Below are 14,455 nucleotides of genomic sequence, written 5' to 3' on the forward strand. Positions count from 1 at the left end.
CTGCTTTTTCTTGCAGAGGGCGGAAAATTCCGCGGTACCACCTCAGTTTACCGCTTTCTCACAAAAGCGGCCTCACGGGTACATTTTTCATACATATAGGAAAAGATACCCCTGCGCTGTAACGCGCGCACACGGCCCAGCCTACCGGCAAATTGCTTTCAGTGGGCGGCTCCGGGAGGTAATTTGGGCGGGAGCAGGCGCCGGCTCGCACCAACCGCCGGCTCTCTGTGGCGCTGTTTTCCCGCTTAAGGATTCCCATCACAGCCTTTGTGTGCATTATACCGTTTTTCCGAAGCAATGTCAAGAAACGAAAATTCATCCCCGCTTCATAAATTTGAAATTCTTTTTTGCTAGAATAAGGGCTTCCAAAAGAATAGAATCAGGTGTTACTATGAACCGAATGAACCGCACGGAATTGGTCAAAGAGCAGTACCGCAGCACGGATAACCTGAACATCCGCATTACCCTGCATGAGAAGTACAGCACCAACCGGCAGGGCTTCGGCAACTGGATTTTGGAGCAGTACCGGTTCTTTCCCGGCTGCCGGATTCTGGAACTCGGCTGCGGTACCGGCGACCTCTGGGAAAGTCACACAGACCTGCTGCCCGCGTCAAGCGAGCTGATTCTCTCTGACTTTTCGCAGGGGATGGTTACGGAAGTACAAAAGAAATTTGCCGCCTGTCCGCACATTTCCTGCCAAAAAATCGACATAGCGAATATTCCCTTCCCTAACTGCAGCTTTGATTGGGTCATCGCAAACATGATGCTGTACCATGTGCCAAACCTGGAAGGGGCATTGGCTGAAGCTGCGCGTGTTTTAAAACCTGGCGGGCACTTTGCTGCCGCCACCTATGGGGAGCACGGCATTGCGGATTATCTGGAAGAGCACCTGCACGCTTACGGCTTTTCCCAGAAAGTAAACAACACCTTTACCCTGCAAAACGGAAACGCACTTCTGTCCCGCCGCTTCCGAACCGTTGAAAGATGCGTGTATCCGGACGCACTGGAAGTAACGGAAACCAAGGATTTGGTAGACTACATTCTGTCCATGACTTCTATGACGAATCTTTCTTTAGACCGCGCGGCACTCTTTGCATACTTTGAAGCACAGAAAAACGAGTGCGGGGTTATCCGGATTCCCGAGGAATACGGGATGTTCCTCTGCACCCTTTAAAAAGCAGCGGCTGCCGGAAATCACACGGCAGCCGCTGCTTTATTCTGTTTCGTTTTTGCTGTTTTTTCCTACGGCAAGCTGCAGCATCTCCTCTGCATTTTGCAGTGTCAGCGGCGTAATCTGTGTGCCGCCAATCAGCCGCGCCAGCTCCTGCCTGCGGCCGGCATGATCCAGCAGCGTAACCTGTGTAAAGGTTCTGCCGCTTTCCGTATGCTTTTCAATGCGGTACTGCCGGTCGCCGAGTGCTGCAATCTGTGCCAGATGCGTCACGCACAGCACCTGCCGCCCCTTTGCCGTCTGCCGCAGTTTCTGCCCGATTTTCTGTGCCGCGCTGCCCGAAACGCCGGTATCCACTTCGTCGAAAATCAGCGTACCAACACTGTCCCTGCCGGAAAGCAGCGACTGAATCGCCAGCAGAATACGTGAAAGCTCGCCGCCGGAAGCAATCTTCGCAAGCGGGCGTGCCGGTTCACCGGGGTTGGCGGAAATCAAAAACTGCACTGCGTCACAGCCTGCAGGCCCCGGCTCACCGGGCTCCTGCTGCACTGTAAACACCACGCCCGGCATATCCAGATACGCAAGCTCGGCGCGCACCTGTCTAGCAAATCCAGTAGCAGCCTTTCTGCGCGCGGAAGAAAGCTGCGCACCCAACTGCCGCACCTCTTTTTCCGCTTTGGCGCAGGCTTTCTGCAAACGCTCCAATTCTTCGCCGCTGTGCTGCACCGCGTCAAGCTCCCGGCGGCAGTTTTCCAGATACTGCAGCATTTCCTCTTCAGTTTTGCCGTATTTCAGGGATAAGTGATAGTAAACATTCAGTCGTTCTTCAATATCATCCAGTTCCCGCGGGTCAAACTCATTGTCTTCACACTGCCCGCCGATTTCTTCCGCGCAGTCCTGCAGGTCATAGCCAATGCTTTCCAGCCTGCCTGTCAGCGCGCCCAACTCCGGCAGCACATCTCCCACAGAAGAGAGGGCTTTTGCCGCATCCAGCACTGCAGCGCAGGCACCGGGCAGCTCCTCGCCGCCGTTGAGCAGGGTGTCTGCCTGACGCAAGGCTTCGGTAATTTTCCCGCTGTTGCGGATACGCTGCCGCCGGTTCTGCAGTTCTTGCTGCTCGCCCGGCTGAATCTGCGCCGCTTCCAGTTCCTCTGCCTGGTAGGTGAGCAAGTCAATCCGCCGCGCTTTTTCAGATTCGTCCAAATTCACAGTGGAAAGCTGCCTGCAAAGACCCTTCCATGCGGTGTATGCCTCCCGGTAGCTGTGCCGCAGCTCCGGCGAAACACCCATACGGTCCAGATAGCGCAGATGGTTTTCCGGCGAAAGCAGACCGTAACTCTCATGTTGACCGTGCAGATTGATCAGCAGCGCGCCCAGTTCCTTCAGCGCGGAAACCGAAGCCGGTCGCGCGCCGATGTGGCAGACCGTGCGGCCGTCCTCACGGATTTCGCGCTGCAGAAGCAGGGTGCCGTCTTCCTCCGGCGAAAAGCCGAGAGCCTCCAGCTTTCGCTGCACCCGCTGCCCAAAGTCCGAAAAGCTCGCGCTGACAAAAGCACCCTTGGCACCGCTGCGCACCAGTTCCCGCGACGTGCGCTGCCCCAGCACCGCATGAATCGCGTCGATAATAATGGATTTGCCCGCGCCGGTTTCACCGGTCAGCACGTTAAAACCGGCGCCGAAGTCTATGGTTGCCTTTTCAATCACTGCAATATTTTCAATATACAACTGATTTAACATTGGATTACCCCATCATTCTGGTCAGCTCGGCAACAAACTGCTGGGATGCGTGCTCGCTGCGCATGGCAACAAAAATGGTGTCATCCCCGGCGAGCGTCCCCAAAACCGACTCCCAGTGCATGGTATCCATCGCCACGCAGACCGCCTGTGCCATGCCGGTCAGCGTTTTGATAATCACCAGATTGCCCGTGCTAACAATGGAAACGGCGCTGTCTTTCAGCAGAGAATAAAATTTATTGGAAATATCCTTGTTCTCTTCCCTGCCGGTGGAATACCGGTACTGCCCGTCTGCAGAAAGTGTTTTAACCAGACGCAGTTCCTTAATATCGCGCGAAACCGTTGCCTGCGTCACTTCAAAGCCGGACTCCCGCAGGCGGCGCAGCAGTTCTTCCTGCGTATCAATCGTGTACTGGCTGATGAGTTCGAGAATCTTGGCGTGCCGTCGTGTTTTCATAGCAGATACTCCTTTCCGCAGTGCTCAGGTACTGCCGAGTTTTTGGTTCAAAATCTGATAGAAATGATGCTGTTTAAGCTTCAGCAGCCGCGCCGTATGCGGCGAGCGGCTGATGGTAACCTGCTGCCCCTGGCACAGCGGAATCGCTCGGTCGCCGTCAACCGAAAGATATGCCTTGGCATCTGCCGTCAAAAAGGTCTGAACGGTCAGACGAGCCTCCTCTGAAAAGACAACCGGCCTGCTGTTCAGCGCGTGCGGGCAAATGGGTGTCAACAGAAAACTGCGCATGACCGGATCCAGCACCGGGCCGCCCGCAGAAAGTGAGTAAGCAGTGCTGCCGGTCGGCGTTGCAAAGATCAAGCCGTCCGCCCGGTAGCGTGCCATCGCCGTCTGGTTTAATCCCACCTGAAAGTCGATAATCCGCGAAAGCGCGCCGCGCGCGATGACCACATCATTGAGTGCATCAATCCGCTGTACCCCCTGCTCGTCCGCAAATTCAGCGCGCAACAGCAGTCGATTCTCAATCGTGTAATTTCCCTCTGCCAGATGGGAAAGCAAGTGCAGCTCATTTGGCTCCAGTTCTGCAACAAAACCGAGTCTGCCGGTATTAACGCCCAGAATCGGCTTGCCGGCCATGGCTGCACACCGTGCCTCGCGGATAATGGTGCCATCGCCGCCCACAGCAATTGCCGCATCGCAGCCGGAAAACAGTTCTTTATCGTCAGGCGCCCAACAGTCCGCCGCAAAGCCATACTGCCGGTTCGCTATGCGCATCCATACCTGTATGCCCAGGGCGTGCAAGCGGTCAATCGTTTCTGCCACACACCGTGCCGCATTCTTTTTTTCCAGATTGGGCAGCAGCGCAATCTTCATTTTTTGTCACCGCCGTTCAGCACACGGTGAGACTCCTCAACCAATGCAGAGATATCCAGTGCCACCGACTGCGGTTCCGCCGCTTTCTGCAGATACAGCAGATACTCAATGTTTCCCTCCGGCCCCCGCACCGGAGAAAAAGTAAGCCCCAAAATGGAGTAGCCGTTTTGCAGCACAAAATTGGTGATTTCCGCAATGACCTCACAGTGCACCTGCGGATCGCGCACCACCCCTTTTTTACCGACTTTGCCCTTACCCGCCTCAAACTGCGGCTTAATCAGACAGACTGCCCCGCCGCCGTCTTTTAGAAAGCGGTGTGCAACCGGCAGCACCAGCTTTAAGGAAATGAACGCAACATCCACACTGAAAAAGTCCACCTGCTCCGGCACCTGTTCCGGTGTCAGGTAACGCACATTGGTGCGCTCCAGATTGACCACCCGCGGGTCTGTACGCAGTTTCCACGCAAGCTGACCGTAACCAACGTCCACCGCGTATACGCGCACGGCTCCGTTCTGCAGCATACAGTCAGAGAAGCCGCCGGTCGAGGCGCCAATGTCCATCGTAACCTTGCCGTCCAGCGAAATCGGAAATACCTCCATTGCCTTTTCCAGCTTCAGTCCGCCGCGGCTGACATAGCGCAGCCCGCCGCGCACTTCCAGCTTCACATCACGCGACACTGGCGTACCCGGCTTATCGTACCGCTGATGCTCAATAAACACGTCCCCTGCCATGATGATGGCTTTCGCCTTTTCGCGGCTTTCCGCAAACCCCTGTTCCACCATGAGGCAGTCGAGCCTTACCTTATCCCTCAATTTTCCCACTCCGTTGTAATGGTCTGCACCATGCTGTCCGCATCCAGCCCCAATGCCTGCAAACACTGGGACACAGATGCGTGGGCAACAAAGTTTTCAATCGCGTGTATGCGGCAGGTACCGCTGAAAGCGGTCTTTTCATACAGCAGGCTTTCAAAGTGCTCACCGACGCCGCCCGTCCGAATGCCCTCCTCAAAGAAAAACACCCGCTTTTTGCGTGCAGCCGCCTGCAGCGCGCCCTCTGGCAGCGGCTTAATTCGGTCGAGCTTCAGCACTTCCACCGCCATGCCGCGGCTGTTCAGTACCTCCTGTGCACGGCACGCCTGCGCAAACAGCCTGCCGTAGGTCACAAGAAGCGCCGGCGCGGCAGCGTCACCGTACTGGTCAAAGCCTTCGCCACGATGCAGAAAGTCTGCCGGACGAAACCCCTCCGCGCCGCGCGGATAACGCACCGCAACCATTCCCGGCGTTTCATAAAAAGCGCGGTGCAAATCTCGAATCAGTTCGTCAAAGTAAGCGGGAGAGTAAACCGTCACACCGGGAATGGTGTTGAAATATGCCGCATCGAAAATGCCCTGATGCGTTTCGCCGTCCTCCCCCACAACGCCCGCACGATCCACACCGAACACCACCTTTACCCGCTGGATGGCAACATCATGTATCATCTGGTCGTAACCGCGCTGCAAGAAGGTGGAATACACCGCGAAAATCGGCAGCATCCCCTGGCTCGCCAAACCGCCCGCAAAGGTAACGGCGTGCTCTTCGGCAATGCCCGTATCAAAAAAGCGCTGCGGAAACCGCTCGCTGAACGTTTCCAGACCGGTGCCCGATTTCATGGCGGCAGTAATGGCGCAGATGCGGCTGTCCTCTGCAGCCATGCTGCACAGGGTGCTGCCAAAAACACTGCTGAACGTTTCTTTTTTTGCAGCAGCCGCACGGCCTGTCTGCACATCAAAACTGGAAACCCCGTGAAACGCACCGGGATTCTGCTCTGCAAAGGAGTAGCCCCGGCCTTTCTCCGTAACCACATGGAGCAGCAGTGGGTGGTCAATGGTCTTGGCAGTTTCCAGCACCTCTGTCAGCTGGGGCAGGTCGTGCCCGTCAAACGGCCCGTAATAGTAAAACCCCATGTCCTCAAACAAGGTGCTGTTATAAAGCAGAGAGCGCAGCACAGCTTTCAAGGCATGAAACGCCTTCCAAATTGGTTTTCCAACCAGCGGAATGCCGTTGAGCACTGTTTCCACATTGGACTTTGCCTTGAGATACCCCGGTTTGGTGCGCATATGCGCCAGGTAGCGGGCCATCGCCCCCACATTGCGGGAAATTGACATTTTATTGTCATTCAAAACCACAATCAGGTTTTTGCCGAACCGGCCTGCGTTGTTGAGTCCCTCGTAAGCCATGCCGCCGGTCAGCGCGCCGTCGCCGATGACCGCCACAACATAACCAGGCTTTTCCTTGAGTGCCTTCGCCTGCGCAATGCCGAGCGCTGCCGAAATAGAGGTACTGCTGTGACCTGCCGTAAAAGCATCCCACGGACTCTCCTGGCGGTTTGGAAAACCGGAAAGCCCGCCCTGTGTACGGATGGTTAAAAAGCGGTCTTTGCGGCCGGTCAGAATCTTATGTGCGTATGCCTGATGCCCCACATCCCAAACAATCTGGTCATCCGGCGTGCCAAACACGCGATGCAGCGCGACGGTCAGTTCCACAGAACCCAGATTGGACGCCAGATGCCCGCCGTTTTTGGCAACTGTCCGGATAATCATGGTGCGCAGTTCTGTGCAGAGCTGTTCCAACTGCGCAGGCGTCAGGTCTTTTAAATCCGCCGGAGAGTGAATTTGGTCGAGCAGTTTGGACATTCTGCGCGTCTCCTAAGCGTCTGAGCGCCCGTGCCGGTTGTGGCGGCGCGCGGCGGTCAGCGTATTTTTCAGCAGCATGGCAATCGTCATGGGTCCCACCCCGCCGGGCACCGGGGTAATGGCGGCGGCAATCGGCTCCACCTGCGCAAAGTCCACGTCGCCGCACAAAGCGCCGTTTTCATCGCGGTTCATCCCAACGTCAATGACCACCGCGCCGGGTTTCACCATATCCGCGGTGACAAACTTTGCCTTGCCGACGGCAGACACCAAAATATCCGCCTGCCGGCAAAGCTCGGGCAGATTTTGCGTTTTGCTGTGGCAAATTGTCACCGTACCGTTTTCATGCAGCAGAAGCATCGCCATCGGTTTGCCGACAATATTGCTGCGACCAATCACCACGCAGTGCCTGCCCGCCACTTCAATCTGCTCGTGGTGCAACAGCTCCAGAATACCCGCCGGCGTACAGGGCAGAAAATCGAAATCACCAATCATGATGTGACCCACATTCACCGGATGAAAGGCATCCACATCCTTGTCCGGCGCAATCGCGTTGATGACCGCCGATTCGTCCAGCCCCTGCGGCAGCGGCATCTGCACCAGAATGCCGTCAATATCCGGACGCCGGTTCAATTCCTGTACCAAACTGTTCAGCTCCTGCTGGGACACCGTTTCCGGCAGCTCGCAAATTTCGCTGTAAATACCGGTTTCCTCGCAGGCTTTCTTTTTGTTGCGGACATACGTATGCGAAGCCGGGTCATTCCCTACCAGCACAACAGCCAGACCGGGTGTGTAACCCTCCTCCTCCATCTGTGCAACTTCATTTTTTACCTGCGCGCGAACCTGTGCGGCAATCGCCTTGCCGTCAATTCGTTTAGCCATTCGTTTCCTCCTGCTGGTTTGGCTGTGTTTCCTGCGGCGCCGGTTCGGCGCTGTCAGCAGCCTTCGTTTCCTGTTCCGCCTCCTGCGTAGGTTTTCCCTCCTCGGAAGCTTCCGTATGCTCCTGTCCGGCAGAAAGCTCCTGCACGGTTTCATCTGTCACCAAATCTTCCGGTACTTTGTCCACAATTCCGTTGAGCGCCATGATGCGCGGGCTGCCGACGCCGCTTAACACCGTGCGTTTATGCAGAACCAGCAGTGCCACGGCGCTGACAATGACCAGCGCGCCTGCCAAAACCTGCGAAACCCGCAGGGAAAGCCCCGGCAGCAACAGGCTGTCTGTGCGCAAACCCTCCACAATGAAACGCTCAAAGCCGTACCAAAGCAGGTACAGAAGAAAAACCTGCCCATCGTAATGCCGCAGTCTGCGTGAAAAGAAATGCAGTAGGATGAAACCAATCAGGCACCACATAGATTCGTAGAAAAAGCAGGGATGCACCGGCACATTGCCTGTATTTTCACTGACCATCCCCCACGGCAGGTCGGTTTCCCTGCCGAACGCCTCCTGGTTCACAAAGTTGCCCCAGCGGCCGATGCTCTGCCCGATTAAAAAGCCGAGAGAGGCAATGTCCAGCACTGCAGACACCCGCATTTTGCTGAGCTTTGCCGTAATGCAGCCACCCAGAAGACCGCCGATGACTCCGCCGTAAATGGCCAGGCCGCCGTCGTGAATGTCTATGATTTTCGCGGGGTTTTTCAGGAACATATCACCCGGGTAAAAAATCACATAATAAGCGCGCGCGCCGACGATTCCGCAAAGGATGCCCACAATGATGCAGTTCATCAGTTTGTCCGGATCCAGGTCAAACTTCGGGGCGCTCTTCATGGCATAAAGCACCGCCAGCAGAAAACCGACCGCGATAATAATGCCGTACCAGTAAACGTTAAACGAACCGATATGGAACGCAACGCGGTTTACATCCAGGCTGATGCCCAGTTCGGGAAATCGAATATGCAGCATAGTTCCTCCACCTTCTGTACCGTCGTGCAAGCGGCGGACAAATCTAAATTTCTGTTGTTATGTACCCTGAAAAATCAGGGATGGATCACGGAAAGAACCGCGTTTTCCGGCAGCATCTGCACCCGCAGCCTTTCCTGCAGATCCTGCAGGGTAATCTGTGCAATGGACTCCACATCGTCCGCGATGGAGCGGCCCGCAAAATACGCGGAGAGCATACTGGTCGCAAGATTTTCCACACTGTTAAAGCCGGACACCGCCTGCCCATAAACGGACTTTTTCGCATCGGCAAAAAGCGCCGGGTCCAGTCCGTTTTTGCGCACTGCAGCCAGTTCCTTTTGAATTTCCGCGGCAACCGCATCCGGGTCTTTGGACTCCCCGCTGAAAACCACTGCCGCATAGCCCGGCCCTTCAAAGTAATCGTTGCCGAAGCTGGACTCGTTAATCAGCCCCGCATCCAGCAGGCGGCGGAACAGCGGCGAGGATTCCCCGCAGAGCGCTTCAAGCAAAACCTCAATCTGCGCCAGTTCCGGCGTTGACGCGCGGCGTTCTGCCGGCGCTTTAAAACCGAGGTAAAACACCGGCACCGCCACGCTGCCTTTTTCCGAAACACGGTTTTTGAGGATTCCCTGCGGTTCCGGCTCAAAAATGCGCTGCACCTGCACCTCCTGTGAGGGCTGCAGCAGCTTGTCGCAAAGCGCCAGCACTTTCTGCGGCTCTACATTGCCGACCACGCACAGAACCATGTTGTTGAGATTATAGAACGTTTTGTGGCACTCATACAGCAGTTCCGGCGTAATTTTCGCAATGCTTTCCACGGTACCGGCAATATCCAGCTTCACGGGATGATTCTTATACATGGCAGAGAGCATATTGAACAGCACCCGCCAACCAGGGTCATCCTCGTACATCCGGATTTCCTGCCCGATAATGCCCTGTTCCTTCTGCACCGTCTGCTCTGTAAAGTACGGCTTCTGCACAAAGTCCAGCAGAATCTCCAGGGATTCATAAACATGATCCGTGCAGGAAAACAGGTAGCAGGTTTTATCAAAGGAGGTGTAGGCATTGGCATTAGCGCCGGTTTTAGCGTACTTGGCGAAGGCGTCCACTCCATCCGCGTTTTCAAACATTTTGTGCTCCAGATAATGGGCGATGCCTTCTGGCACACGGGTCGGCTCCGCCTCATCCGAGCGGCGGAACACATTGTCAATGGAGCCGTAGTTGGTACCGAAAACCGCGTAGGAAGTGTGGCTCTGCGGCTTTGGGTAAATCATGATGTGCAGCCCGGAGGAATGGCGCATTTCCAGATAAGACTCCCCCATGCGGCTGATTTTTACTTCCTGCAAACCACTCACTGTGCAGCCTCCTTTTGCCCTTTTAGGCAGTAGACCGTGTCCAAATACACGCCCTGCGCTGTGCGGACAATGTCCTCGCGGCTGGCATCCTGCACCAACTTGGCATACGCTTCCGGCGTGTAAACCTGCGCGGAAACGGATTGGGACAAATACCAGCCCTCCAGTGCGGAAAGGGAATCCGCCACGCCGTTGTAGTTATTCACCATAGAAAGCTTCGCCGCGGCAATATCCGCATCTGTAAATTCCCCGCCCTGCACCGCTTTCAACTGCTCCAAAATGGCCTGTTCCGCCTTTTCCATATTTTCAAACTCCACGCCGCTCTGCACGAACATCAGACCGAGCATGGAATTGTAAAGAGAAGCGCAGTAATAGCACAGGCTCATTTTTTCGCGGACATTCAGAAACAGCTTGCTGTTCGGCGTGCCGCCGAAAATAGCGCTCATCAGCCGAGCTGCCGGCACCAGTTCCGGATTCTGCCGCTGTGAAGTCTGCACCCGCAGGCCCAGCACCATTTTCCCCTGCACCACATCCTGACGGTCTGTCACATGGGAAATTTCTTTGGAATGTGCGCAGTCCACAGTGTTCTGCAGCGGCGCATACTGGCGCACCACGCCGTCAAACGCCTTGGCAAGGCGCTTTGCAACCGGCTGCGGGTCCAAATCCCCCAGCGCGAGGATTTCCACGCGGGCGGTTTGCAGCATCTGCCGCCAAGCCTGCGTCACCTGCTCCACTGTCAGGTGTTCCACCGCGTCACGGGAGCCAAAACGGTGCAAACCGAACGGCTCGTCCGCACACATGATTTCCGTGCAGCGAGTCAGCGCGAAAGCGCGCTTGTCGCTGAACTCCGCATCCAGCTGCTCCAGCGTTTGACGCTGTTCCTGGCGGAAGTCCTCTTCCCGAAATCTGCCGTTTTCCAGCGCCGGATCAAACAGCGCCCCGCACAGCACCTCGGTCAGCTCCGCCGCCAGATGTTCGTTTTCCAGGGCATACCGTTCAGCAATGCCGCTTGCGGAAACAGTCAGCACCTGCAGATTGCCAAGCTTGCCGACCTCCGCGCCCAGCGACGCCCCGTACAGGGACGCCAGCTTCCGGCTCATCAGCGTAAAGTCCGGATACGCGCGCGAGCAGCGGCTGAGCAAAAACGGCAGCAGCGCATTGGCCGCAGCCGTATCTTTTTGCAGCGGCAACAAAAAATTGACGGAAATACGGAAGGTTTTAAACTTCGTATCACGAACGCTTCTGAAACGGATGCCTTCGTGCAGAGTGCTCTGCTCGACTTGATTCATAAAGCGGATCATCTCCTAAATTCAAAATAATCGGCGGCGGCGCAGCCGGAATTAACGTTATTATAGCACACGCACCGAGGCATGAAAAGCAATAAACTTCTGAATATTCTATGAATTTGAATAAACTTTCACTTTGGTGGCTGCCACCCACAGGGAATCTTTTTAGCATTCTAAAACTTCCGGAAAGTATGCATCCGCAGCCGGCTGCCGACAAAGGCTTGTACTTCCGCCGCGCGGTGTGGTATACTGGGAAATTGTCGAAATAAGGAACAGAAGCAGTGTGCTGCTTCTGACCGGAGGGAAACATGAAAGTGTTCAATCGTACAAAATCCGGCGAACTCGGTTTGACCCTGGCCACGGTGCTCTGGGGACTGTGCTTCGCCGTGTCTAAGGACGCCAACGCGCAGGTTCCGCCCGCCTGGCAGGTGGGTCTGCGGTTTTCTGCCGCCGCCGTGCTCATGGCGCTGCTCTTTCACCGAAGGCTCAAACAGCTGAACCGCCGCACGGTACTGAGCGGCCTGCTGCTGGGCGTGCTCATCTTTACGGGCTATTATCTGCAGACTGTGGCGCTGCAGTACACCACCGCCGGAAAAAGCGCGTTTTTGACCGCTATTTATGTGGTGCTGGTTCCGTTTCTGTATTGGGCGGTTCGGCACACAAAGCCGGGTGTGCAGCACCTGTTCTCCGCCGTGCTGTGCCTTTGTGGCGTGGGGCTGCTTTCCCTAGACGGCGGCGGCCTGCGTCTTGGCCTTGGCGAAGTACTGACGCTCGCCACAGGCGTGGTCTATGCCTTTCACATTGTGTGCATGGGCATCACGGCGGAAGACAGCGACCCCATTCTGCTGACCTTCGTGCAGTTTGTAGTTTGCGGCGCGCTTGGCTGCGCCGTAGCGGGCTTTACCGCGCCGCTGCCGGTCTGGGATACCGGCTCCGTGCTTTCCATGGCCTATCTGGCAGTGCCCGGCACGATGATTCCTATGAGCCTGCAGTGTTTCGCGCAAAAATACGTGAAGCCCGGAAAAGCTGCCCTGCTGATGTCGCTGGAAAGCGTTTTCGGCTGTCTGTTCGGCATTCTGCTGCTCGGAGAGCACCCCACCTGGAAGATTGCCGGCGGCTTCGTGCTGATTTTCGCCGCAATGATTCTTTCGGAGATTCCGCTGTCAAAGCAAAGCGTCTCCCGGCAAAACCGCGCATTGAAAAACTAAAAAGAACAGGCAGGACTGCCTCGCCGCGGAAACAAGCGGTAGGGCAGTCCTGCTTTTTTATTCATCCTTTGCATGCAGCCTCGTTCCGCTGAAAGAGTCCGCCAACAGATCCCCCAGCCGATGCTTTTGCACACCGCCGTGTCCGTCCGCAAGGTAAACGGGAAAGTCCGGCCCGCAGAATTCTGACATAACCTGCCGGCAGATGCCACAAGGCGGGCAGGGGGCGTCCGCCTTTTCCCCGCCGGGCGCCCCGACAATGGCAATGGCCGCAAAACTACGCGCGCCACTGCTGACCGCAGCCGCTAAAGCAGAACGTTCCGCGCAAATGGTTGCACCGTAAGAACTGTTTTCCACATTTGCGCCCAAGAAAATGCGCCCATCTTTGGTCAGCAGTGCCGCACCCACATGGAAATTGGAATAGGGCGTATATGCATTACCGCGCGCCTGCTTGGCAGCTTCGAGCAATTCGACTGGTTCCATACACAATCCTCCTTCGACTTTCCGGGAATCCCGGCAGTCTGGTTGTATCCACTTCCATTATAGGCGCACGCCAGCCCCACCGCAAGCGGAATTTACGGCAGGAGACGTGCCTTCAGCGCAAGAATTGGGACTCCCTGTTCCGAAAACATCTTTTCGTGCTCCGTCATGACGTTGTCCGGGCAGTTCTGTGCGTGCAAATCCTGTGTCTGTTCCAAAATTTCAAACCCGGCTTCCGGCAGATACCGCAAGGTTGCCGCAAACAGCGGCGCATCATCTGTTTTAAACCATAGTTGGGCATCCGGCTCCAGAAGCGGGCGGTACAGCAGCAGCTGCCGCGGGTGGGTCAGCCGGCGCTTGTGGTGGCGTGGCCGCGGCCACGGATTGCAAAAATTGATGTAGATTCTGGACACACGGTCCTGCTCCCCCAGAATATCCGGCAAGCGCTCGATATCGTAAGCGGTCAAGGCGATGTTGTCCACCGGTTTTTCTCCAAAAGCCTCTTCAATCAGGCGCTTACCGGGAGCCAGCACAGCATCCTTCATATCGATTCCTAAATAGTTGATTTCCGGATGCTGCGGCGCCAAACCGGCCAAAAACCAGCCCTTGCCGCAGCCAAGCTCCAGGTGCAGCGGCTGCCGACGTGGAAACCATTCCAGCCAGCGGTTTTTCATGCGCTGCGGATTCCGCAGAAAAAAAGGGCAGGCGTCCAGTTCCGGGCCTGCCCAAGGCTTTGCACGCATTCTCATGTTGCTTCTACTCCTTCCTGCCGCACCGGTTTGCAAACATCCACCCAGCCGCAGCTGTGAGCGACTTTTTCCAGCTCCGCGCAGGTTAGTCGCACTGCCGAGCTGGTCGTGCCCGCCGCCGGATACACGTCTGCAAACCGATGCAGGGACTCGTCCAGCCAGACCTGCGCCTGCGCCGGATTGGCAAACGGGCAGACACCGCCAATCGGGTAGCCGGTCATTGGCTGCACATCTTCGCCTGCAAGCATTTTTGCTTTTTTGCCAAATGTGCGCTTGAACTTGGCGTTGTCAATTTTGCAGTCTCCTGCCGCGACAATCAGCAGACATCCGCCCTCCCGGTAAAAAGAGATCGTTTTGGCAATACACGCCGGCTCCACGTGCAGTGCGTGCGCAGCCTGCTCGACCGTAGCGCTCACTTCCTGCAGCTCCAGCACACGATCCGCAAGACCGCAGTCGGCAAGATATTCTTTTACTTTTTTCAGTTCAGGTGCCATTCTTTTCCCGCTTTCCACATAAAAAATAGATCCGAAACAGTATAGCATATTTCCGTCCGGTTGCAAACCGCACGCAGCGGAAATTATAA

At 56.0% G+C, this 14,455-nt stretch carries 14 protein-coding genes and 1 other annotated feature; of the genes, 2 read left to right on the forward strand and 12 right to left on the reverse strand.

What is annotated here, in order from left to right:
* Positions 1–12: 12 nt before the first annotated feature.
* Positions 13–271: a binding site (T-box leader), on the reverse strand.
* Between the two features lie 120 nt (positions 272–391).
* Complete coding sequence (locus PXC00_RS09425; protein ID WP_316934931.1) at positions 392–1,174, forward strand: class I SAM-dependent methyltransferase; 783 nt, start codon at positions 392–394, stop codon at positions 1,172–1,174.
* A gap of 39 nt (positions 1,175–1,213) precedes the next feature.
* On the opposite strand, the gene recN is transcribed toward PXC00_RS09425, so the two are convergent.
* The 9 genes from recN to yfmF all read right to left on the reverse strand — a co-directional run bounded on the left by recN (position 1,214) and on the right by yfmF (position 11,441).
* Entirely contained in the window at positions 1,214–2,908 is a 1,695-nt protein-coding gene (recN, locus tag PXC00_RS09430; protein WP_275845264.1) for a DNA repair protein RecN, read from the reverse strand.
* Between the two features lie 4 nt (positions 2,909–2,912).
* Positions 2,913–3,362 (reverse strand): arginine repressor, encoded by a 450-nt coding sequence (locus PXC00_RS09435; protein WP_275845265.1) that lies wholly within the window; start codon positions 3,360–3,362, stop codon positions 2,913–2,915.
* 24 nt (positions 3,363–3,386) lie between these two features.
* Entirely contained in the window at positions 3,387–4,235 is an 849-nt protein-coding gene (locus tag PXC00_RS09440; protein ID WP_275845267.1) for an NAD(+)/NADH kinase, read from the reverse strand.
* A complete protein-coding gene (locus PXC00_RS09445; RefSeq protein ID WP_275845353.1) occupies positions 4,232–5,047 on the reverse strand; it encodes a TlyA family RNA methyltransferase in 816 nt (271 codons plus the stop codon). The genes PXC00_RS09440 and PXC00_RS09445 overlap by 4 nt, the downstream gene beginning before the upstream one ends.
* Positions 5,044–6,906, reverse strand: a complete 1,863-nt coding sequence (dxs, locus tag PXC00_RS09450; protein ID WP_275845269.1) for a 1-deoxy-D-xylulose-5-phosphate synthase — start codon at positions 6,904–6,906, stop codon at positions 5,044–5,046. Before dxs ends, PXC00_RS09445 begins: the two co-directional genes overlap by 4 nt.
* 12 nt (positions 6,907–6,918) lie before the next feature.
* Positions 6,919–7,785: a bifunctional methylenetetrahydrofolate dehydrogenase/methenyltetrahydrofolate cyclohydrolase FolD gene (folD, locus tag PXC00_RS09455; protein WP_275845271.1), complete on the reverse strand. Its 867-nt coding sequence runs from the start codon at positions 7,783–7,785 to the stop codon at positions 6,919–6,921.
* The gene (lgt, locus tag PXC00_RS09460) at positions 7,778–8,803 is read right to left on the reverse strand and encodes a prolipoprotein diacylglyceryl transferase (RefSeq protein ID WP_275845273.1); all 1,026 of its coding nucleotides are present in this window, start codon (positions 8,801–8,803) and stop codon (positions 7,778–7,780) included. Before lgt ends, folD begins: the two co-directional genes overlap by 8 nt.
* A gap of 74 nt (positions 8,804–8,877) precedes the next feature.
* Positions 8,878–10,155 (reverse strand): EF-P 5-aminopentanol modification-associated protein YfmH, encoded by a 1,278-nt coding sequence (gene yfmH, locus PXC00_RS09465; protein ID WP_316934932.1) that lies wholly within the window; start codon positions 10,153–10,155, stop codon positions 8,878–8,880.
* Positions 10,152–11,441, reverse strand: coding sequence for an EF-P 5-aminopentanol modification-associated protein YfmF (gene yfmF, locus PXC00_RS09470; protein WP_275845275.1), 1,290 nt, complete (start codon positions 11,439–11,441; stop codon positions 10,152–10,154). The genes yfmH and yfmF overlap by 4 nt, the downstream gene beginning before the upstream one ends.
* A gap of 305 nt (positions 11,442–11,746) precedes the next feature.
* On the opposite strand from yfmF, the gene PXC00_RS09475 reads away from it, so the two are divergent.
* The gene (locus PXC00_RS09475) at positions 11,747–12,646 is read left to right on the forward strand and encodes a DMT family transporter (RefSeq protein ID WP_275845276.1); all 900 of its coding nucleotides are present in this window, start codon (positions 11,747–11,749) and stop codon (positions 12,644–12,646) included.
* A gap of 57 nt (positions 12,647–12,703) precedes the next feature.
* Here the strand turns inward: PXC00_RS09475 and cdd are convergent, their stop codons facing one another.
* The 3 genes from cdd to PXC00_RS09490 all read right to left on the reverse strand — a co-directional run bounded on the left by cdd (position 12,704) and on the right by PXC00_RS09490 (position 14,366).
* Positions 12,704–13,126, reverse strand: coding sequence for a cytidine deaminase (cdd, locus tag PXC00_RS09480; RefSeq protein WP_275845278.1), 423 nt, complete (start codon positions 13,124–13,126; stop codon positions 12,704–12,706).
* Positions 13,127–13,218: 92 nt separating this feature from the next.
* The gene (gene trmB / locus PXC00_RS09485; protein WP_275845280.1) at positions 13,219–13,872 is read right to left on the reverse strand and encodes a tRNA (guanosine(46)-N7)-methyltransferase TrmB; all 654 of its coding nucleotides are present in this window, start codon (positions 13,870–13,872) and stop codon (positions 13,219–13,221) included.
* On the reverse strand, positions 13,869–14,366 hold the full coding sequence (locus PXC00_RS09490; RefSeq protein ID WP_275845282.1) for a YbaK/EbsC family protein: 498 nt from the start codon (positions 14,364–14,366) through the stop codon (positions 13,869–13,871). Before PXC00_RS09490 ends, trmB begins: the two co-directional genes overlap by 4 nt.
* Positions 14,367–14,455: the final 89 nt, after the last annotated feature.

The sequence above is a fragment of the Caproicibacterium argilliputei genome (assembly GCF_029211325.2).
GTDB lineage: Bacteria > Bacillota > Clostridia > Oscillospirales > Acutalibacteraceae > Caproicibacterium > Caproicibacterium argilliputei.

Bases quoted from the DNA above. Each gene is read 5' to 3' on its own strand.
- PXC00_RS09425 (WP_316934931.1), top strand. From the start codon at position 392: ATGAACCGAATGAACCGCACGGAATTGGTCAAAGAGCAGTACCGCAGC.
- recN (WP_275845264.1), bottom strand. From the start codon at position 2,908: ATGTTAAATCAGTTGTATATTGAAAATATTGCAGTGATTGAAAAGGCA.
- PXC00_RS09435 (WP_275845265.1), bottom strand. From the start codon at position 3,362: ATGAAAACACGACGGCACGCCAAGATTCTCGAACTCATCAGCCAGTAC.
- PXC00_RS09440 (WP_275845267.1), bottom strand. From the start codon at position 4,235: ATGAAGATTGCGCTGCTGCCCAATCTGGAAAAAAAGAATGCGGCACGG.
- dxs (WP_275845269.1), bottom strand. From the start codon at position 6,906: ATGTCCAAACTGCTCGACCAAATTCACTCTCCGGCGGATTTAAAAGAC.
- folD (WP_275845271.1), bottom strand. From the start codon at position 7,785: ATGGCTAAACGAATTGACGGCAAGGCGATTGCCGCACAGGTTCGCGCG.
- lgt (WP_275845273.1), bottom strand. From the start codon at position 8,803: ATGCTGCATATTCGATTTCCCGAACTGGGCATCAGCCTGGATGTAAAC.
- yfmF (WP_275845275.1), bottom strand. From the start codon at position 11,441: ATGAATCAAGTCGAGCAGAGCACTCTGCACGAAGGCATCCGTTTCAGA.
- PXC00_RS09475 (WP_275845276.1), top strand. From the start codon at position 11,747: ATGAAAGTGTTCAATCGTACAAAATCCGGCGAACTCGGTTTGACCCTG.
- cdd (WP_275845278.1), bottom strand. From the start codon at position 13,126: ATGGAACCAGTCGAATTGCTCGAAGCTGCCAAGCAGGCGCGCGGTAAT.
- trmB (WP_275845280.1), bottom strand. From the start codon at position 13,872: ATGAGAATGCGTGCAAAGCCTTGGGCAGGCCCGGAACTGGACGCCTGC.
- PXC00_RS09490 (WP_275845282.1), bottom strand. From the start codon at position 14,366: ATGGCACCTGAACTGAAAAAAGTAAAAGAATATCTTGCCGACTGCGGT.